We start from the raw sequence: 19,030 nt of genomic DNA, 5'->3' as shown, positions 1-19,030 counted from the left end.
TCCTAGTGCGGGGAGAAGACCGTGGCGATGTCCACTTCGTTGGTGTCGGGCCGCCAGGCGCCCAGGACCTGCACGTGCTGGCTGACCTTCAGCATCGACAGGTCCGTGGTCGGCGGCGACTGGGAGTGGATGGCGACCGTCGTGCCGGCGACCACGTGGCACAGCACTTCGTGCCCGTTGTGGTCGAGGTGGAAGGTCTGGCCCTTGATGTTGGTGATGTGGCCCTTGATGTTGACGATGTTCAGCCACACCGACTCGGCGGCCAGCATGCCGTCCGGCATCCGCACGCCTCTGGCGTACAGGCCGTCGCCCGGCTTGGCCTGGTCGAACCCGACGGGGCCGAGCTTCCACAGGCTGGTGCCGTCCACCACCCTGATCGTGTGGAGCACCATGTTGGAGCCCAGGACGAGCAGGGTGTTGTCCTTGATCGAGCGGATCCGTCCCTCGGCGAAGTCCGGGTCCGGTGCTCCCGGCTCGACCTTCTGGGCGGTGGCCGTGGTGGCTGCGTTGGCGGCGAAGGCCGCCTCGGGGCCGAGTGAGCCCATCGCGGTCGCCGCGACCACGCTCGCGCCGCCGCCGAGCACGGCCGACCTCAGCACGTCTCTTCTGCTTGGCACTGTGATCACCGTCCCTCAGGGCGTCGAGATCTCGGCCGGCCGCAGGCCGGATGAGAGGCTGGCGATCTGGCTGTAGGCGGCGGGCGTGAGGTCGATCAGGCGGTTGTTGGCGCAGGTCGCGCCGCAGCAGCTGCGCTCGCCGCAGAACAGGTCGGTCTGCGGGCCGCAGTCGGCGATCGCGGTGACGACGCTGCCGCCGCCGCACAGCGAGGTGATGCGGTGCCGGAAGCCGCACGTTCTGCGCGACAGGCTGACACCGCAGCGGTCGGGACGGGTGATGGACCAGCACGCGTCGGATGCGTTGGGCCAGGCGTGCTGGAGACTGCCGGAGTTGCAGGTGCCGCAGGCTCCCTTACCGGTGCTGCTGCACGGGCCCCATGCGGTGCCGCAGCAGAACCAGGAGACCTCTCCTTGGACGGGGCCGAGTAAGTCGGCGGGCGGGTCGGTGGCCTTGCTTCGCGCCATGCGCGTCCTCCTTGGGTGCGCTTGTGGACGGTCTCTGCGAGGGGTTGAAGGTTTCCGACTCGATCTATGAGTACCATGTAAGGAATTTTCGTCAATGCCCTGATTTTTCATGACCCGTGGGGCGGCGGAGGCGTGATGGGCGGCCGGCCAGTGGTGGGCGCGGGGCCCGCCGGCCGCCGGTCAGGCTGCGCCGCCACTCCGGCCCGCCGGGCGGCGGTCAGACCGCGTCGGCGTTCTGCGCGGCGCGGTAGACGGCCATCGCCTCGTCGCCGAAGAACGGGCCGAACATGAAGCCGGGCGCGAAGTTATAGGTGAAACTGTTCACCGAGTTCAGCGAGCCGAGCCCGGTGGCCGCGTCGAAGCTCTGGAACCAGGGCCCGCCGCTGGAGCCGCCGGTCATGTTGCACCGCAGTCCCTGGTCCTGCGTCATGACCGTGTCGTTGAACGCGCGCCCGCTGCAGTAGATCAGCCGCGACCCGTCGAACGGCTCCGCCGCCGGATACCCGAAGGCGAACATCTGCTGCTGCCTGGCCTGGTTGAAGGCCACGCCCTGCCCGCCGACGACGTCCGTCAGCGTGCGCCCGTCGAGCGGCGCCACCACGACGGCGGCCACGTCGAAGTTGATGTCCTCGCGGGCGTTCCACTGCGGGGTGGTGAACATCCTGGTGCCCACCCACGTGCCGAACGGCCGCCGGCCGTTGTCGAACGCGGGCACGAACACCCAGTTGCGGTGCGCGGCGCCGTTCAGCTTGACGCAGTGGCCCGCGGTGATGACGACGCTCTCGTTCGCGCTGGTCACGGCCGAGCCGGAGCAGGAGGAGTTGCGGCCGTCGGCGGTGGTGAAGAAGACCCGGCCGGTGGTGCGGACGACGGCGCCGCCGTCGGTCCAGCGCAGGCCGGGGCTGTTGTTGAGGGCGGTCCGCTGCTGGTTGCCGTTGCCGTTCCCTTGATCACCGTTGCCCTGGCCACCTGTTCCCTGGCCACCGGTGCCCTGCCCGCCCGTCCCCTGCCCGCCGGTTCCCCGGGTGCCGGTGCCCTGGTCGCCGCGTTCGTACCAGGACGAGCCGCGGCTGCCCGCGGCGCGGGTGCCCTGGGTGGACCAGGGGTTGCCCCGGGACGGGCCGCGCCACTGGTTGCGCCGCGGGGCGGGGGTGTTCAGCGGCTGGGCCGCGAGCATGCGGTTGGTGCTCCAGTACTGCGAGACGGTCCTGCGCTCGCGCCAGGAATCCGTCGCCGTCCACCCGGCGGGCCGCCTGAAGTCCGGCCCGCCGGCGGCGCCGGCGCTCGCGGTGCCCACGGGGGCCAGGGCGCCCGCGAGGGCGAGCGCGACGGCGGGGAGCAGGGCGACTCTGCGGTGCATTACGTACCTCCCGAAACCCGGTAACTGCCGTAGGGAGGTACGTAGGGTGTGGTCGATTGTCCTCAATGCCTGCCCAAATGGATATGACGACATCACCGGATGAATCCGACACGTCACGCTGAGTGCATAGAGGTGCCCATAGGCGGGGACACTGCTTTTTCTTTACGAAATGGCCATGAGCGGCGAACGCATTTTCAGGGATTCTTTCCCTGGTGCGGGATATTGACCTGCGGCGTGGCGTTGTCACTCGGCTCGCGGCAACTGTAAGCATCGTACCGGTCTGGCGACCATGGGTCGTATTCCGAAAGGAACGGTAAATGCTCACCCCAATGAGAAAAATGGCGAGGCCGGCGGTGCACGGGCTGCTCACGGTGGCGCTGGCGGTCACCATGGCACCGCCGGCGAGCGCGGACGACCGCGACGACCGACACCTGCGCAAACTCAAGGGCATCCACAGCGACAGGGGCTTCCACACCGGCAGGAAGGACGAGGACGGCGGGCGTAACTGCAGGCCGCACACGTTCTGGCGGATTCACAAGCTCTCGCCGCGCAACTTCTTCCTGCCCCGCACCCGCTACATCGACGGCCCCGGTGGCTCGATGACGGTGTCGGTCACGCGGGAGCACGAGGTGCTCGCCTTCCTCGAAGCCGAGAACGAGAAGTCGAAGTCGCTGGAGAAGACCAGGGCGCGGACGGTGGACGACGTCACCGACACCAAGTCGGTGGTGGAGGCCCTGCGCCGGCTCGGCCTGCCGCACCTCGAAGAGCGGCACATGGTCTTCACCGGGCACGAATACACCAGGGAAATCACGCCGGGCAAATACGGAAACATGTGGTACCGCGTTTTCGGTTACCGCATCGGTTGGTCGGCCTGGTCCGTCCTCGGCACCTGCGACCGCCGCAAGGTGGCCGCGGGCCTGGCGAACGTGCCCGCCCGCGTCGAGGGCTGGCGCTACTGGGAGACCGAGCATCCCAAGTTCAAGCGCCGGATCCTGTCCGCCAAGTAGCCGGATTTCGCAGGTCAGGAGGGTTCTCAGGAGACATCGCGGGTATGGGGGGTGGCAGTCCGGCACGGCCGGGCGCGCAGCCGTCCGGTGCGCCGAACCCCACGGCTTCTACGAGGGGGACACCAATGGCCATACAGCGATATCTCGGATTCAGAGTCTTCCGGCTGCCCGCCTCAGGACCGGAGCCCACTCCGGGCAGCGGGGGCGACACCTACGGGCGGGCGCGCCGGCGCCGGCGCCGCCGCCGCTGAGCACGGTCAGCCAGGAGATGTGAGGGTATCGGGCCCTCACATCTCGGCTCTCCAACGGCCGCACCTCATCCGCAGGAGCGAGCCGCCGTCTCGTCGCCGGCACCGTTTGTGGCGGTGAGCCCTCTGCGAAGGCCGCTCATTCGCGGCGTGAGCCGCGGAATCCCGCCAGCTCATTCGCAAGAGTGAGGCGCCGGATCACTCCCGTCGGCGATGTCCGGCGGCCCCCGCCGGCCGCACCATCGCCTTATGACTCCCCGATTCGCGCTGATCGCCGCGCCTCTCTTCGCCTGCGCCTACGGCGCCATCCGCATCGTCGACGGCCTGGACGGCAGCCGGGGCCCAGGGTTCGCCTGGACCGCCGGGCACCTGGCCTTCATGGCGGCGCTCGTCCTGTTCGCCTGGCTCTTCTTGTGGTTCCGCGAGCTGGCCGGGCGTGACGCGCCGGCAACGGCGAGCGCGGCGGCCGGGATCGCCGGGGTGGCGGCGCTGCTCGTCCAGTTCGGCATCGACGTCGCGGTCGGGTTCGCCGCCGCCGACCAGGAGGGCATGAGCGCGCTGTTCCAGCAGGTCACGAGCGTGCCGGGCGTGTCGTTCCTGGTCTACGACGGCCTTCCTTACCTGTTCTACGTGGCGCAGCTCGTCCTGATGATCAGGCTCGCGGTGCTGCGTGTCCTGCCCGCGTGGACGCTCGCGCCGGTCGTGGTCTACCTGGCCCTGCCGATCGTCAGCAAGGACCTGATCCCGGTCTCCGCGCTCTTCATGCTCGTCGCGCTCTTCCCGCTCGTCCGCCGCCCCGTCACGGCCCCTGCCGCGGCATGACGCGGGCGGGCAGGATGAGTGCCATGCCCGACAACCGGCCCGACAACCGGCCCGACTTCCGGCCCGACTTCCCGCACCTCACCGAGATGCGCCGCCGCGCGGCGGCGCTGCCGCCGATGCTGGTGGACGGCGGGCTCGCGGCGCTGGTGCTGGTGTTGCAGCTGTGGCCGCTGGTGTCCAGAGACAACCCGGCGGGCGGGGCATGGGACTGGTGGGGGTACGCGGTCGTGATCGCCTCCGCCGTGCCGCTGGTGTGGCGGCGCCGCGCGCCGGTGACCGCCCTGCTCTGCTCGCTCATCCCGAGCGGCCTGTACGACCTGGCGGACGAGGTCGCCGACCAGCCCATGTGGTACGGCAGCCTGGTGGCCCTCTACACCGTCGCGCTGACCGGCACCCGCTGGGTCCGCTGGACGGTCCTGGCCGTCACGCTCGGCGGCGGCCTGCTCGTCGTCGGATCGTCGGAGACGGCGCTGCGGGGCATTGTGCAGTTCGTCGCCGCGTACGCGATCGGCCGGGCCGCCGCCTCCTCCCGCGCGCACGCCGCCGCCCTGGAGGAGCGCGCCGCCCAGCTGGCCAGGGAAAGGGAGGCCGAGGCCGGGCGGGCCGCCGAACGGGAACGGGCCAGGATCGCCCGCGACATGCACGACATCCTCGCCCACGCGGTCAGCGTCATGGTGGTGCAGGCCGAGGCGGGGCCGGTGGCGGTCGCGACGCAGCCGGCCAGGGCGGTGGCCGCGTTCGACGCGATCGCCGCGGCCGGCCGCGACGCGATGGAGCAGCTGCGCCGGCTGCTGAACGTGCTGAAGGAGGAGGCGGGCCCGCGCGGCCCCCAGCCCACGATCGCGGCGCTGCCCGCCCTGGCCGACCAGCTCAGGGCGGCCGGGCTGCGGGTGGACTGCTCCAACGCGGGCGACCCGCGGCCGCTGTCGCCGGACGCGGAGGTGGCCGCGTACCGGATCGTCCAGGAAGCCCTCACCAACATCGTCAAGCACGCCGGCGCCACCAGCGCCGGCCTCGCGCTGACCTGGCAGGAAGACGCACTCATGATCGACATCACCGACGACGGGCACGGCAGGGAGCCCGTGCTGCCTTCGGGCGGCAACGGCCTGATCGGCATCCGCGAGCGCGCCGCCGCGTGCGGCGGCAGCGCCGTGGCGGGCCCGCGCGAGGACGGCCCCGGCTTCCAGGTGCTGGTCCGGCTGCCGCTGGCGGCGTCGTGACCGTCCGCGTCGTCGTGGCGGACGACCAGGAGCTGGTACGCGCCGGGTTCGGCATGATCCTCGACGCCCAGCCGGACATCGAGGTGGTGGCCGAGGCGGGCGACGGCGAGCAGGCGATCGCCGCGGTCCGTGAGCACGCCCCCGACGTGCTGCTGCTCGACATCCGCATGCCCGTCATGGACGGCATCGAGGCGGCCCGCGTGGTCTGCGCGGAGGGAGCGTGCCGGGTGCTCATGCTGACCACGTTCGACCTCGACGACTACGTCTACGACGCGCTGCGGGCCGGGGCGAGCGGCTTCCTGCTCAAGGACGTGCGCCGCGACGACCTGGTGCACGCCGTACGCGTGGTCGCGGCCGGCGAGTCGCTGCTGGCCCCCTCGATCACCACGAAGCTGATCGCCGAGTTCACGTCGCGGGCGGCGCCCCGGCCACCTGCCGACAGGCTGTCGGTGCTGACCGCCCGCGAGCAGGAGACGCTGCGGCTGATCGCCCGCGGGCTGTCCAACGCGGAGATCGCCGCGGCGCTGGTGGTCAGCGAGCACACGGTGAAGACGCACGTCAGCAACGTGCTGACCAAGCTGGGGCTGCGCGACCGGGTGCAGGCGGTGATCGTCGCCTACGAGACGGGGCTCGTCACGCCGGGAATTTCCGGCTGATCTCCAGCGGCGGACGAGGCCGCGGCCAGCGGTGATAAGGCGGCCATCAGGGGGTTCCGGCGCGGGCGGCGTACCGCTTAGCCGGTGTTTACGCGCCTTCGATCACGCTTGTGTCATCGGGACTCTAGGAGATGACATGAGCGCGAACGAGCCGAGGGAGCCTCGCACCGGTGGCTGGAGCCAGTTCGGTGCCACACCACCGTCCGCCGGAGGGTTCACCCGGCCGATCCCGTCGATGCCGCCGCCCCCGCGGCCCGCCGCGAAGCAGGCGTTCACGCTGACCCGCAAGGCGATCGCGGGGCTGGCGCTGGCGGCCGTCGCGGCGCTCGGAGCTGCCGCGCTGGGCGGCGGGGCCGTGGGCGCGTACCTGGCAGGGGGCAGCACGCCCGTGGCGACCGCCACCCCGAGCCAGCCGAGCCCCGTCTTCCGCACCGCCGCCGACCAGTACACGGTGGCGCAGGTGGCGGAGAAGGTGCAGCCGTCGGTGGTGATGATCCAGGGCAGCACGTCGGAGGGCTCCGGCGTGGTGCTGTCGGCGGACGGCCTGATCCTCACCAACAACCACGTGGTGTCGGGGCAGGACAGCGGGCTGACCGTGAAGTTCAACGACGGCAAGATGGCCAAGGCCACCGTCGTCGGCACGGACCCGGCCACCGATCTCGCCGTCATCAGGGCCCAGGACGTGTCGGGGCTGGCCGCGGTGGCGCTCGGCGACAGCGACCAGCTCAAGGTGGGCGACGACGTGCTGGCCATAGGCAGCCCGCTGGGCCTGGACGGCACGGTGACCTCCGGCATCGTCAGCGCGCTCGACCGTACGGTGACGGCCGGCAACGGCCCGCAGGACCAGCAGCTCCCGCCGGGCTGGGGCGGGCGGTCGCAGCCCGAGGACATCACCACGCTCGGCGGCATGATCCAGACGGACGCCGCCATCAACCCCGGCAACTCCGGCGGCGCGCTGGTCAACGCGGCCGGTGAGCTGGTCGGCATCAACAGCGCGGTGGCCTCCGACGGCGTCAACCTCGGCTTCGCGATCCCGGTGAACACCGCCAAGCACGTCTCGGAGCAGCTCATCAAGGACGGCAAGGTGACCCACGTCTACCTGGGCGTGAGCGTCACCAACGCGACCGGCGACGTGCCGGGCGCGCTCATCCGGCAGGTGACGAAGGGCAGCCCGGCGGAGAAGGCGGGGCTCAAGGAGGGCGACCTCATCACCAAGATCGGCAACACCCAGGTGGCGAGCGGTGACACGGTGGTCGGCCAGGTTCGCGGCTACAAGGTCGGCCAGCAGGTGGCGATCACCTATCAGCGCGGCGGCGAGGAGTCCACGGTGACCGTCACCATGGAGGAACAGAAGAACTGACGTCATAGAAAATCCCGATCGCCTCCTGCCCCGGCAGGTGGCGATCTTTTTGTTGTCGCCTTTCGCACTTAGTGCGATCGGGGGCGGGAGATACGCGGGCCGGCGTGAATTAGGCCCTCCTCGATCGGCGTAACTCGGGTTACATTCACGTTAATTTGCCCTCTCTTATCCACCCGAGTAGACCGAAGGAGAGAGGCGTGAGAGCGAGAACCATGATCGCGGCCATGAGCGCCGCGGCGATCATCATGCCGGCCTGCGTGCAGGCCGTCGCACACGCCGGCGTGGCGGCCCCCACGACCAGCGCGCCGCCAGACGACCAGTTCCAGAAGGTGACGCTCAACGACCACCCGGGTGAGCCCATGGACCTGGCGGTCTTACCGGACAACCGGGTCCTGCACACCACGAGGCGCGGCGAGGTCTGGTTACACGACCCGAAGACCGGGCTGAACACGCTCGCCGCCACGCTCGACGTCTACCAGCACGACGAGGAGGGGCTGCAGAGCATCGCGCTCAGCCCGGGCTTCGGCAAGGGCTCCAAGAAGGACGACTGGGTCTACCTCTACTACTCGCCCCCGCTCGACACCCCCGTCGACGACCCGGCCACCCCCGGCGTCAACGAGGGGGACGCCCCGATCACCGGCACCCCCGCCGACTTCGCCCCGTTCGAGGGCCTGATCAGGCTGTCGCGCTTCCGCTTCACCGGCGCCACCATCGACCTGCGCACCGAGCAGCGCATCATGGACGTGCCGGTGGACCGCGGCATCTGCTGCCACGTCGGCGGCGACATCGTCTTCGACGCCGCGGGCAACCTCTACCTGTCCACCGGCGACGACACCAACCCGTTCTCCTCCGACGGCTTCACCCCGATCGACGAGCGGCCGGACCGCAACCCCGCGTTCGACGCCCAGCGCAGCTCGGGCAACACCAACGACCTGCGCGGCAAGATCCTGCGCATCAAACCGCGCGACAGCGGCGGCGGCTACTCCATCCCCCGGGGCAACCTGTTCCGGCCCGGCACCAAGGGCACCAGGCCGGAGATCTACGCCATGGGGTTGCGCAACCCGTTCAGGATCGAGCTGAACCGCAGGACGGGGGAGCTGTACGTCGGCGACTACTCGCCCGACCAGCAGCAGGCCAACCCGAGCAGGGGCCCGGCCGGCACCGGCAAGTGGACGGTCGTCCGCAAGGCGGGCAACTACGGCTGGCCGTACTGCGCGACGGCGCGGCTGCCGTACGTGGACTACGACTTCGCCACCGGCGCCTCGGGGGCGACGTTCGACTGCGCGGCGCCGGTCAACGAGTCGCCGCGCAACACCGGGCTGCGCAAGCTGCCGCCGGTCACCCAGCCCGACGTCTGGTACTCGTACGGGCCTTCGGCGGAGTTCCCCGAGCTGGGCACCGGCGGGATCGGGCCGATGGGCGGGCCGGCGTACGACATCGGCAAGGCCGACACCCGCGGCCGCGACTCGGTGGCCTGGCCGCGTTACTACGACGGCGTGCCGCTGCTCTACGAGTGGACCCGCGACTACGTCAAGGCCATGCACCGGGACGGCCGCATCGAGAGCGTGCTGCCGTCGATCGTCTTCGACAACCCGATGGACATGGAGTTCGGCCCGGACGGCGCGCTGTACGTGCTGGAGTACGGCGACGGCTACTTCAGCGAGAACCCCGACGCGCAGCTCGCCCGCATCGACTACATCGGCCGCACCGGCAACCACTCGCCGATTCCGGTCGCCGCGGCGTCCGTGACGAGCGGGCTGGCTCCGCTGACGGTCGCCTTCACCAGCACGGGCACCAGCGACCCCGACGGTGACCGGCTCAGCTACGCCTGGGACTTCGACGCGGACGGCCGGGTGGACTCGCGCAGCCCGTCGGCGTCCTACACCTACCGGCAGAACGGCCTCTACAACGCCACGCTCAAGGTCACCGACCCGCGCGGGCGGTCGGCCGCGACGTCCGTACGGGTCGTGGTGGGCAACGCGGCGCCGGTCGTCGAGCTGGTCAGGCCGGCGGACGGCGATCAGTTCAGCTTCGGCGACGTCGTCGAGTTCGAGGTGCGGGTCACCGACGACCAGCCGGTGGACTGCGCCGCCGTCACCGTGGACTACATCCTCGGCCACGACGACCACGGCCACCCGCAGACCACGGCCCGCGGCTGCACGGGGTCGATCCAGACCACCGAGCCGAGCGGGCACGACCCGGAGACGGACAACCTCACCGGCGTCTTTGTGGCCACCTACACCGACCCCGGCACCGGCGGACTGCCGCCGCTGACCAGCAGCACCCAGGTCGTGCTCCAGCCGACGCGATAGGAGAACCACCATGTGTTACGGCTACGGCCCCAGCAGGCGCTCCCTGCTCGCCGCGGGTCTCGGGCTCGGCGCGGCGGCGGTCGCCGCCGGCTCGCCCGCCGCCGCGGCGGTGACGAATCCGCACCACCAGCACCACCCGCGCGGCGAGAAGGTGCCGCCCGGCAAGATCAGCATCCAGCTCTACACGCTCCGCGACGACCTGGCCCAGGACTACGACGCCACGCTCAGGTACGTGGCGCGGGCCGGGTACCCGAAGGTGGAGCTGGCGCTCGGCTACTTCGGCCGCACCGCCAGGCAGCTGCGGCGCTTCCTCGACGGGCTGGGCGTGCGGGCCACGTCCAGCCACGACGGCATCAGCGCCGACGACGCCGCGCTCGACACGAAGATCGAGAACGCGCTGGCGCTCGGCCAGAAGTACATGGTGGTGCCCTACCTCGCGTCGAACAGCCTGGACGAGTGGAAGGGCTGGGCCGAGCGGATGAACGTCGAGGCGCGCGCGGCCCGCTCGGCCGGCCTGCGCTACGGCTACCACAACCACGCCCACGAGTTCACCACCGACCTCGGGGGCGGGGTCACCCCGTGGGACGTGCTCACCTCCGAGCTGGATCCCCGCCTGGTGCACCTGGAGATCGACATCTACTGGGCGGTCACCGGCGGCGTCGGGCGCGGCGCGAGCGACCCGGTGAAGTTCGCGATCGACGTGATCCGCCGGGCGCCGCAGCGCGTGCTGCAGTACCACGTCAAGGACCGGCACCTCGACGGCGACATGGCCGACCTGGGCACGGGGACGATCGACTTCCGCCGGGTGTTCCGCGCGCACCGGGTGGAGGAGTACATCGTGGAGAACGACACCCCGGACGTGACGCCGCGGCAGACCGCGGAGGTGGGCTACCGCTACCTGCGCAAGCTGCGGTACTGACCGCACGGGCCCCGGGCCGGCGGCGGCCGGTCCGGGACGCGTCTTCTGAGGTCAAAAAGTTCGTACGGATCTCCGCGACACGCCTGAAGAAAACGGTCATTACCCCTCATTAGCGGGCACTTCTCTGGCACAACAGCACGTGTGCCGGCCAGCGCCGCGACACGGGGGGAGGGACCATGTACCGCTTTCTCGGCGTCCTCGCCATCGCGGCCCTGGCCGTGGTGCCGGGCACCGCGGCGCACGCGGCGCCGCCCCAGGTGGACACCATCGCCCACCGGGGCGGCTCCGCGCACGCCCCTGAGAACACCATCGCCGCCTGCGCCCGGGCCAGGACGCAGGGGGCGGACGTGTGCGAGTTCGACGTCCAGCAGACCAAGGACCACAAGCTCGTGCTCATGCACGACGAGACACTGGAGCGGACCACGAACGTCGAGAAGGTCTTCCCCCGCCGGGCGCCGTGGCGGGTCTCGGACTTCACGCTCGCCGAGATCCAGCGGCTCGACGCCGGCTCCTGGTTCTCCCCCCGCTACCGCGGCGAGGGCGTGCCCACCCTCGCCGAGGCCCTGCGCGCGGTCCGCGGCACCGGCGCCCGGCTGCTGCTGGAGATCAAGCACCCGCCGGACAGCCCCGACATCGACCGCAGGGTGGCCGCCGAACTGCAGGGGTCGCGCGAGCTGTGGGGCGACGGGTTCCTCACCGTGCAGGCGTTCGGCTGGCAGTCGATGCGGTTCCTGCACGCCATGGTGCCCGGACTGCCGATCGCGCTGCTCGGCAAGCCGAACGCGGCCCGGCTGAGCGAGCTGTCCCGCTACGCCGACGGGCTCACGCTGGCCCATAAAAGCCTCACCGCCCGCTACGTCAAGAAGGTGCACGACCGGGGCATGCGGGTCTACACCTGGACCGCCGACAAGCCGGCCGTGCTGCGCAAACTGGTGTCGTACGGGGTGGACGGCATCATGACCGACCACCCCCGGCGGCTCACGGCCGTCAAGCGCGGGCTGCGCTGAGCCCCGCCATCGTGCGCCAGCCGGTCGTGAGCGACGCCGCCAGCAGCACCACCCCCGACGCCACCCCGCTCACGATCGGCACCCAGGCCAGCGCGGACGTGCCGGCCAGCGCGAACCCGGCCACGCCGAGCAGGGCCAGCACCGCGCCCGGCACGGCGATCGTCCAGTCCTTCCACACCGGCGCGAGCGCGACGAAGTGCACCCCCACCACGAATGCCACCCAGGCCACGTTGGCCTGCTCGGGGGCGCCGAGCGCGGCCAGCACCCGCAGTCCGCCGAAGAGCAGCACCACCTCGGCCAGCACGATGAGCAGGTAACCCCGCCCGTACATGCCGGGGCCCTGCGGCTGACCCGACCGGCGCTCCCCGCGCACGGTCATGAACCACATGGCGACCACCCCGGCGGCTCCCAGGCAGGCGGCCACCCGCAGCACGCCCGCCACCGTGCCGCCCAGCGGGCCGCCCGCGTTGACGAGCACGAAGACCGCCCCGAACACCGCACCGACCAGCAATCCCGTCATTCGTTGCATGAGACCATCGAACCGGACCCCGCGCCGGCGCCGCGCGGGGGTTACGGCGAGAGCGAGGTAGCTCTGTCCCTACCGTCAGCGGGCCGTGCCGCGCAGATAGGCCAGCACCGCCAGCACCCGCCGGTTGACGTCGTCGGTGGCGGGCAGCTCCAGCTTGGCGAACAGGCTCGTCACGTGCTTGCCCACGGCCGCCTCGGTGATCGACAGCGCGTCGGCGACGGCCCGGTTGGAGCGGCCCTCGGCGATCAGCGCAAGCACCTCGCGCTCGCGCGGCGACAGCCGGTACGCCGGCGCCGTCACCTCCCTGGCCCGCTCCCACGTCAGCTCGAACAGGTCGATCAGCGCCGCGATCACGCTCTGCTGCCTGATCACCAGGGCGCCGGGCGCGTGCGCGACGGGCGTGGTGCGCAGGAACGCCACCGTCCGGTCGAAGACCAGCAGCTGCTGGATCGGCTCGTCGATGATCCGGTGCAGGTCGCCCGCCGCGTGCAGCTCCCTGATGCGGGCCGCCTTGACCGGGTCGTCCAGCACGGCGGAGCCCACGATCGTGCGCATGCTCAGGCCGCCGCGCAGCGCGTCGAGCACGTCGCGCCGGCTGCGCTGCTCCCTGCGGCCCCGGTCGGTCGAGCCCAGCGGGTGCATGGCCCGCAGCTCTTTGGCCGCGCCGGCGGCCTCCAGGATGAGCGGGTGGACGAGCGTGTTGTCGGCCACCCGCTCGACGTCCACGGGGATGCCGCGCAGCTCGCCCACGACCTCCTCCAGCCGGCGGGCGAGGTCCGCCAGCGACCCGTTCTCCTCCACAAGGGCCGATTCTCCCCTATAGCGGGCGCTTGCCGCGCTCAAGTGCGGCAGCCCGCCCGGCACTCGGTCGGGCTGACACTGTAGAAGCGCTTGAAGGCCGTGCTGAACCCGAAAGCGTCGGCGTACCCGACCCGGCGGGCCACCGCGCCGACGGTCGAGGCCGGCTCGGTCAGCAGGTCGGCGGCCAGCGCCATCCGCCACTCCTTCAGGTACGTCAGCGGCGGCTTGCCCACCACCCTCACGAACCGCTCGGCGAACGTGGCCCGCGACACGCCCGCCTCGCCGGCCAGCGCGGCCAGCGTCCACGGCCGGCCGGGCGCCGCGTGCATCGCCCGCAGCACCGGGCCGAGCGTCTCGTCGTGCCACCCGGCGGGCGCCTCATCCTGCTGGTCGAACCACGCCCGCAGCGTGCACACCAGCAGCCACTCCAGCAGCCGGTCCAGCACGACCTGCCGGCCGGGCGCGCACGAGGCGGCCTGCGCCACCAGGAAGTCTCTGGTCGCGACGCAGTCGTCGCCGTCCGGCAGCACGAGCAGGGGCGGCAGGACGTCGAGGAGCCGGTGCCCGACGGCGCCGCGCACGTCGTACGTGCCGACGAGGAGCACGGCACGCCCGGGCGCGCGGGCGGTGAACGGCCCGCGCACCACCGCCGTCTCGCCGGCCCGCACGACGCCGTGCGGCAGCTCGGTGACGCCTTCGATGGGCGCCAGCAGGGTCAGGGCCGCGCCGCCGGTGAGGGGGCGCGCCGGCGTCAGCTCCTCGACGCCGAGCCCGGCGCCCTCGGACCGGACACCGCGCAGCAGATCATCGAACGGATCCATGCCTCCGATGCTATGGACGATCGCGCATGCGGTCTGGATCCTGAGCCATGGCCGCACCCCGTGCGCGGCCGGTTCACTGAGGGGCATGACGATCGTGGTGTTGGGCGGCACGGGCAAGACCGGCAGCCGCCTGGTGAAGACGTTGCGAGGACGCGGTGCGGACGTGCGGGTCGCGACCCGGTCGAGCGGGACGCGGTTCGACTGGTCCGACCCCGGCACGTGGGCGGGCGCGGTGGCGGGCGCGTCGGCGCTCTACCTCATCGCGCCCCAGGAGCCTGAGGCCGCCGAGCCGTTCGTGAAACAGGCGACGGAGGCGGGCGTACGCAGGCTCGTGGCGCTGTCCGGCCGCGACATCGAGCGGTTCCCCGGCTACTTCAGGGGCATGGCCGCGCTGGACCAGGCCGTACGCCAGTCGGGCGCCGAATGGACGATCATCCGCCCGAACAACTTCAACCAGAACTTCGACGACCCGTACATCTGGCGGGCCCCGCTGCGCGAAGGACGGCTGGGCCTGCCGATCGGGGACGTGCCCGAGCCGTTCGTGGACGCGCAGGACATCGCCGACGTCGCCGCGGCGGCGCTCACCGAGGAGGGCCACCACGAGCAGGTCTACACGCTGTCCGGCCCCCGGGCGCTGACCTTCCGCGCGGCCGTGGCCGCCATCGCCGAGGCGGCGGGGCATCCCATCAGGTACGAGGAGCTGACCCCCGAGCAGTACAGGGACGAGCTGCTCGCGCAGGGCGCGCCGGAGGAGGCGGCGGCGGAGCTGAACGCGCTGTTCGCCGGCATGCGCGCGGGCCTGTACGCCGAGCCGCGCGACGGCGTCCAGAGGGCGCTCGGCCGCGACCCGATCGACTTCGCCGCCTACGTCGCCCGCACGGCGTCCGCCTGGCGGCTTGAGTAGGGGATGCTCAGGACAGCGGAGGAGGCCGGTTGACCCGGACGTCGTTGGCCGGGTCAGGCCGTCAGATGAGGCCGCGTCAGATGAAGCCGCGTCAGATGAGGCCGCGTCAGATCAGGCCGAGGGCCAGCATGGCGTCCGCGACGCGGCGGAAGCCGTCGATGTTCGCGCCGGCCACGTAGTTGCCCGGCATGCCGTACTCGTCGGCGGTGCTGAGGCAGCGGTCGTGGATGTCATGCATGATCTCCTGCAGCCGCTGCTCGGAGAACTCGAACGTCCACGAGTCGCGGCTGGCGTTCTGCTGCATCTCCAGGGCGCTGGTCGCGACGCCGCCCGCGTTGGCGGCCTTGCCGGGCCCGTACGCGATGCCCGCCTCCTGGAACACCTTGATGCCCTCGGGCGTGGTCGGCATGTTGGCGCCCTCGCCGACCGCGACCAGGCCGCCCGCGACCATGGCGGCGGCGGCTTCGCCGGTGATCTCGTTCTGGGTGGCCGACGGCAGCGCGACCTCGCCTGGCACCTCCCAGACGCTGCGGCCGGACACGAAGGTGGCGTGGTCGCGGCGCTGCGCGTACGCGTCGAGCCTGCCCCGCTCCGCCTGCTTGATCTGCTTGAGCAGCTCCAGGTCGATGCCCTTCTCGTCCAGCACGTAGCCGGAGGAGTCGGAGCAGGCGACGACGAGGCCGCCGAGCTGCTCGACCTTCTCGATGGCGTAGACGGCGACGTTGCCCGAGCCGGACACCACGACCCGCTTGCCGTCGAACGACGTGCCGCGCGCCTTCAGCATCTCGTCGACGAAGAAGACGCAGCCGTAGCCGGTGGCCTCGGTGCGGACCTGGGCGCCGCCGTAGACGAGGCCCTTGCCGGTGATGACGCCGGACTCGTAGCGGTTGGTGATGCGCTTGTACTGGCCGAACAGGTAGCCGATCTCCCGGCCGCCGACGCCCGTGTCACCGGCGGGCACGTCGGTGTACTCGCCGATGTGCCGGTAGAGCTCCGTCATGAAGCTCTGGCAGAACCGCATCACCTCGCGGTCGGAGCGGCCCTTGGGGTCGAAGTCGGAGCCGCCCTTGCCGCCCCCGATGGGCAGGCCGGTCAGGCTGTTCTTGAAGATCTGCTCGAAGCCGAGGAACTTGACGATCCCCAGATAGACGGAGGGGTGGAAGCGCAGGCCGCCCTTGTAGGGGCCGAGCGCGCTGTTGAACTCCACGCGGAAGCCCCGGTTGATCTGCACCTGGCCCTGGTCGTCCATCCACGGCACACGGAAGATGATCTGCCGCTCGGGCTCGCAGATGCGTTCGATGATCTTCGATTCGGCGTACTCGGGGTGCTTCCCGAGCACGGGGCCGATGCTGTCGAGGACTTCGCGGACCGCCTGGTGGAACTCGATCTCACCGGGATTGCGGCGCAGGACGTTGTCATAGATGGACGACAACTTCTCGTGCAACACGTACTCCAAGCTCACAGGGGTTGTGGCGGACACCTCACTGTACGGGGAGGCGAGTTGTGAGCCGCACGCAGGTTCAGCCGTCTCGCTCCACCTTGACCGTGCCGGCGGCCCCGTCGATGGTGATCAGGTCGCCGGTCCTGATCGCGCGGGTGGCGTCGCGGACGCAGATGACGGCCGGGATGCCGTATTCCCTGGCCACGGTGGGGCCGTGGGCGATGGCGGAGCCGGTCTCGGTCACCAGGCCCGCCGTGGTGAGGAACAGCGGCGTCCAGCCTGGGTCGGTGGTGGGCGCGACGAGGATCTCGCCCGGCTCGATGCGCGCGCCCGCCGGGTCGCGGATCACCCTGGCCCGGCCCGTCGCCCGTCCAGCCGCGCCCGCCATGCCGACCAGCACGCCGTCCTCGGCGGGGATGCTCGGCGGGGCCAGCGCCTCCAGGTCGGTGCCGTTTGACAGCAGCGCGCCGGGCACGGTGGGGCGGCGCAGCTCCCGCGCGTACTCGGCGCGGCGGCGGGCGATCAGCGGCCGGTGGTCCTCGCCGTGGCGCACGGCCTGGGCCAGCTCGGCGAGGTCGAGGAACATGACGTCACCGGCCTCCTCAAGCAGGCCCCGCCCGGCCAGGTCCGCGCCGATGAGCAGGAGCTGGCGGCGCGACTCCTGGATCATCGGCAGCCAGGCGAACTTGCCGATCTCCCGCAGCCCGGTCAGCTTGCGCGAGCGGCGCATGAGGAACACCGCGAGTCTGCCGCGCACCGGACGGGCGAGGCGGGCGCGCGGCGCCAGCGTGCGGATCATCCGCTCGGCCCGCGCCGCGGCCAGCTCGAAGCGCCGGTCGGGCGCCTGCTCGGGGTCCTCGACCCGCAGGTAGTTGGCGATGGTGCCGAACAGCGGCGCCGGGTCCTCCGCCCAGCGCGGCATGCCGACGTCGATCTCCGCCGCCGCCCGCATGCCGTAGCGGCCCAGGAAGCCGTCCAGGCCGATGTCCGGCAGCTCGCCCGCGCGGTGGCGCGCCGCCAGCTCGGCGGGGTCGGTGCCGAGGAACAGCTCGCGGTGCTCGCGCGCGTTGACCGCGACCCGCCACAGCGCGAGGTCCATGTCCGTGGTCACGTTGTAGGGCATGCCGCCGAGCACCACGTCCAGCTCCTCGGCGGAGGCGACGCCCGCCAGCAGCCCCGCCGGCGACGTGCCGGCCAGCATGCCCGCGACCAGCGGTCCCATCAGCCCGTACAGGCCGGGCGTCCGCAGCGGGCGATGGGCGTCCTCGATCACCCAGCGCAACCGCTCGGCCGCCGTGGCGGGCTCGGCGGGCGGGACGACGTCGCGCCGCATCCGGTGCACGGCGCGGTAGGCCCTGGCCCGTCCCGCGTCGGGCGCGGCCAGGCTGCGCACGACGCCCGCGACGAGGCCGGGGGCGAGCCGCAGCGTCATCCGTACGGCGCTGCCCAGCCGGAACGGCAGCCCGGGACGCGGGGCGAACCGCGGATCGTCCAGCACCCGGTCGACCGCCTCGCGCACCCGCGGCCCGTAGACCTCCAGCGACGCGCCCAGCTGCCCGCGCAACGAGGTGTTGCGCAGGAAGTCGGTCAGGTCGAAGTAGAGCCGCCCGCCGATCGGCACCACGCGCGGCAGCGGGTCGCGCCGGTCGAACCTGCCGCCCGTGGACTCCAGCCACACGCCCATCGCTGCCTTGAGCAGCGACATGCCCATCGGCGTCACCGGCCTGAGCATGCCCTGCATGTGGCCGACCTCAAGATAGAGGCGGGTGTCGCGGGTGGCGGGCGGCGCGGGGAACAGCGTGGTGATCGGCCGCGACTGCAGCAGCCACAGCGTGCCGGCGGCGTCGAAGGCCCACTCGACGTCCTGCGGCGTGCCGAAGTGCGCCTGCAGCCGCCGCCCCGCCTCGCGCAGCGCCACCAGCCGTCGCCGGTCGAGGCAGCCGCCGCCGTCGGGCGCCGCGTGGTGGCCGAAGACGTAGTGGTCGGGGACGACCGTGCCGTCCACGACCGACGTGCCGAGGCCGGGGGCGGCGTCCACCACCATCTCCGTACGGCAGCCGGTCACCGGGTTCGCGGTGAACAGCACGCCGGCGACCTCGGCGTCCACCATGCGCTGCACGACCACGCCCATGGCGGCCTCGTCGACGCCCACGGCCTTCCTGTAGGCCGTCGCCCGCTCGTTGTGCAGGGAGTCCCAGCAGCGGCGTACGGCGTCGAGCAGCGCGGCGTGGCCCTCCACGTTCAGACAGGTGTCGTGCTGACCGGCGAAGCCGGCATCGGGCAGGTCCTCGGCGGTGGCGCTGGAGCGCACCGCCACCCGCCCGCCGCCGAGCCGCTCGTAGGCGTCGATCAGCTCCTGCTCGGGCAGCTCCCCGCTCCGGTACGCCGCCACGGTCAGGCAGAAGCCGTCGGGAACCCGCTCACCCGCCCTGATCATCTCGCCGAGACCGGCGGCCTTGCCGCCCACGGTCTCGACCATGGATGAGTTGGCCGCGGCCACATCGATGATGGTCATTGCGCCCCCCGACCTGGTCAGCCGGT

At 71.7% G+C, this 19,030-nt stretch carries 17 protein-coding genes; 9 read left to right on the top strand and 8 right to left on the bottom strand.

Annotated features, from left to right (window positions below; translation table 11 throughout):
- Positions 1–2 precede the first annotated feature (2 nt).
- The 3 genes from ABZW11_RS03845 to ABZW11_RS03835 form a co-directional block, all read right to left on the bottom strand.
- Entirely contained in the window at positions 3–599 is a 597-nt protein-coding gene (locus tag ABZW11_RS03845; protein ID WP_355412322.1) for a cell wall protein, read from the bottom strand.
- A 33-nt stretch (positions 600–632) separates the two neighbouring features.
- Entirely contained in the window at positions 633–1,082 is a 450-nt protein-coding gene (locus ABZW11_RS03840; RefSeq protein ID WP_345391939.1) for a hypothetical protein, read from the bottom strand.
- A 217-nt stretch (positions 1,083–1,299) separates the two neighbouring features.
- Complete coding sequence (locus ABZW11_RS03835; RefSeq protein WP_355412319.1) at positions 1,300–2,442, bottom strand: trypsin-like peptidase domain-containing protein; 1,143 nt, start codon at positions 2,440–2,442, stop codon at positions 1,300–1,302.
- A 338-nt stretch (positions 2,443–2,780) separates the two neighbouring features.
- Between ABZW11_RS03835 and ABZW11_RS03830 the strand changes: the two genes are divergently transcribed.
- From ABZW11_RS03830 to ABZW11_RS03795, 8 genes are all read left to right on the top strand, one after another.
- Positions 2,781–3,449, top strand: coding sequence for a hypothetical protein (locus ABZW11_RS03830; RefSeq protein WP_355412317.1), 669 nt, complete (start codon positions 2,781–2,783; stop codon positions 3,447–3,449).
- Between the two features lie 497 nt (positions 3,450–3,946).
- Positions 3,947–4,519 carry a hypothetical protein gene (locus ABZW11_RS03825; protein WP_355412315.1) on the top strand — a complete coding sequence of 191 codons (573 nt, stop codon included), beginning with the start codon at positions 3,947–3,949 and terminating at the stop codon, positions 4,517–4,519.
- A 23-nt stretch (positions 4,520–4,542) separates the two neighbouring features.
- The gene (locus ABZW11_RS03820; protein ID WP_355412313.1) at positions 4,543–5,739 is read left to right on the top strand and encodes a histidine kinase; all 1,197 of its coding nucleotides are present in this window, start codon (positions 4,543–4,545) and stop codon (positions 5,737–5,739) included.
- Positions 5,736–6,395, top strand: coding sequence for a response regulator transcription factor (locus ABZW11_RS03815; RefSeq protein ID WP_355412311.1), 660 nt, complete (start codon positions 5,736–5,738; stop codon positions 6,393–6,395). The genes ABZW11_RS03820 and ABZW11_RS03815 overlap by 4 nt, the downstream gene beginning before the upstream one ends.
- A gap of 136 nt (positions 6,396–6,531) precedes the next feature.
- Positions 6,532–7,755 carry a trypsin-like peptidase domain-containing protein gene (locus tag ABZW11_RS03810; RefSeq protein ID WP_355412309.1) on the top strand — a complete coding sequence of 408 codons (1,224 nt, stop codon included), beginning with the start codon at positions 6,532–6,534 and terminating at the stop codon, positions 7,753–7,755.
- Between the two features lie 197 nt (positions 7,756–7,952).
- Positions 7,953–10,067 (top strand): PQQ-dependent sugar dehydrogenase, encoded by a 2,115-nt coding sequence (locus ABZW11_RS03805; RefSeq protein WP_355412307.1) that lies wholly within the window; start codon positions 7,953–7,955, stop codon positions 10,065–10,067.
- Between the two features lie 10 nt (positions 10,068–10,077).
- Positions 10,078–10,986 carry a sugar phosphate isomerase/epimerase gene (locus ABZW11_RS03800; protein ID WP_355412305.1) on the top strand — a complete coding sequence of 303 codons (909 nt, stop codon included), beginning with the start codon at positions 10,078–10,080 and terminating at the stop codon, positions 10,984–10,986.
- A gap of 176 nt (positions 10,987–11,162) precedes the next feature.
- On the top strand, positions 11,163–11,993 hold the full coding sequence (locus ABZW11_RS03795) for a glycerophosphodiester phosphodiesterase family protein (RefSeq protein WP_355412303.1): 831 nt from the start codon (positions 11,163–11,165) through the stop codon (positions 11,991–11,993).
- Here ABZW11_RS03795 and ABZW11_RS03790 read toward each other — a convergent pair.
- The 3 genes from ABZW11_RS03790 to ABZW11_RS03780 form a co-directional block, all read right to left on the bottom strand.
- Complete coding sequence (locus tag ABZW11_RS03790) at positions 11,974–12,513, bottom strand: hypothetical protein (RefSeq protein WP_355412301.1); 540 nt, start codon at positions 12,511–12,513, stop codon at positions 11,974–11,976. The genes ABZW11_RS03795 and ABZW11_RS03790 overlap by 20 nt on opposite strands.
- Positions 12,514–12,597: 84 nt before the next feature.
- The gene (locus ABZW11_RS03785; RefSeq protein WP_355412299.1) at positions 12,598–13,323 is read right to left on the bottom strand and encodes a LuxR C-terminal-related transcriptional regulator; all 726 of its coding nucleotides are present in this window, start codon (positions 13,321–13,323) and stop codon (positions 12,598–12,600) included.
- A 38-nt stretch (positions 13,324–13,361) separates the two neighbouring features.
- Positions 13,362–14,144, bottom strand: coding sequence for an AraC family transcriptional regulator (locus ABZW11_RS03780; RefSeq protein WP_355412297.1), 783 nt, complete (start codon positions 14,142–14,144; stop codon positions 13,362–13,364).
- An 85-nt stretch (positions 14,145–14,229) separates the two neighbouring features.
- Between ABZW11_RS03780 and ABZW11_RS03775 the strand changes: the two genes are divergently transcribed.
- Complete coding sequence (locus ABZW11_RS03775; protein WP_355412295.1) at positions 14,230–15,048, top strand: NAD(P)H-binding protein; 819 nt, start codon at positions 14,230–14,232, stop codon at positions 15,046–15,048.
- Between the two features lie 106 nt (positions 15,049–15,154).
- On the opposite strand, the gene gdhA is transcribed toward ABZW11_RS03775, so the two are convergent.
- Positions 15,155–16,495 carry an NADP-specific glutamate dehydrogenase gene (gene gdhA / locus ABZW11_RS03770; RefSeq protein WP_355412293.1) on the bottom strand — a complete coding sequence of 447 codons (1,341 nt, stop codon included), beginning with the start codon at positions 16,493–16,495 and terminating at the stop codon, positions 15,155–15,157.
- 73 nt (positions 16,496–16,568) lie between these two features.
- Positions 16,569–19,004: a PEP/pyruvate-binding domain-containing protein gene (locus ABZW11_RS03765; protein WP_355412291.1), complete on the bottom strand. Its 2,436-nt coding sequence runs from the start codon at positions 19,002–19,004 to the stop codon at positions 16,569–16,571.
- Positions 19,005–19,030 lie beyond the last annotated feature (26 nt).

Source organism: Nonomuraea sp. NPDC004580 (assembly GCF_040609855.1).
GTDB classification, from domain to species: Bacteria; Actinomycetota; Actinomycetes; order Streptosporangiales; family Streptosporangiaceae; genus Nonomuraea; species Nonomuraea salmonea.
Note: the sequence above shows the minus strand (reverse complement) of the source record. Positions and strands in the feature narration are given on the sequence as shown.

Coding starts and splice junctions, on each gene's coding strand:
- ABZW11_RS03840 (WP_345391939.1), bottom strand. CDS start 1,082: ATGGCGCGAAGCAAGGCCACCGACCCGCCCGCCGACTTACTCGGCCCC.
- ABZW11_RS03835 (WP_355412319.1), bottom strand. CDS start 2,442: ATGCACCGCAGAGTCGCCCTGCTCCCCGCCGTCGCGCTCGCCCTCGCG.
- ABZW11_RS03830 (WP_355412317.1), top strand. CDS start 2,781: ATGGCGAGGCCGGCGGTGCACGGGCTGCTCACGGTGGCGCTGGCGGTC.
- ABZW11_RS03825 (WP_355412315.1), top strand. CDS start 3,947: ATGACTCCCCGATTCGCGCTGATCGCCGCGCCTCTCTTCGCCTGCGCC.
- ABZW11_RS03820 (WP_355412313.1), top strand. CDS start 4,543: ATGCCCGACAACCGGCCCGACAACCGGCCCGACTTCCGGCCCGACTTC.
- ABZW11_RS03810 (WP_355412309.1), top strand. CDS start 6,532: ATGAGCGCGAACGAGCCGAGGGAGCCTCGCACCGGTGGCTGGAGCCAG.
- ABZW11_RS03800 (WP_355412305.1), top strand. CDS start 10,078: ATGTGTTACGGCTACGGCCCCAGCAGGCGCTCCCTGCTCGCCGCGGGT.
- ABZW11_RS03795 (WP_355412303.1), top strand. CDS start 11,163: ATGTACCGCTTTCTCGGCGTCCTCGCCATCGCGGCCCTGGCCGTGGTG.
- ABZW11_RS03790 (WP_355412301.1), bottom strand. CDS start 12,513: ATGACGGGATTGCTGGTCGGTGCGGTGTTCGGGGCGGTCTTCGTGCTC.
- ABZW11_RS03780 (WP_355412297.1), bottom strand. CDS start 14,144: ATGGATCCGTTCGATGATCTGCTGCGCGGTGTCCGGTCCGAGGGCGCC.
- ABZW11_RS03775 (WP_355412295.1), top strand. CDS start 14,230: ATGACGATCGTGGTGTTGGGCGGCACGGGCAAGACCGGCAGCCGCCTG.
- ABZW11_RS03765 (WP_355412291.1), bottom strand. CDS start 19,004: ATGACCATCATCGATGTGGCCGCGGCCAACTCATCCATGGTCGAGACC.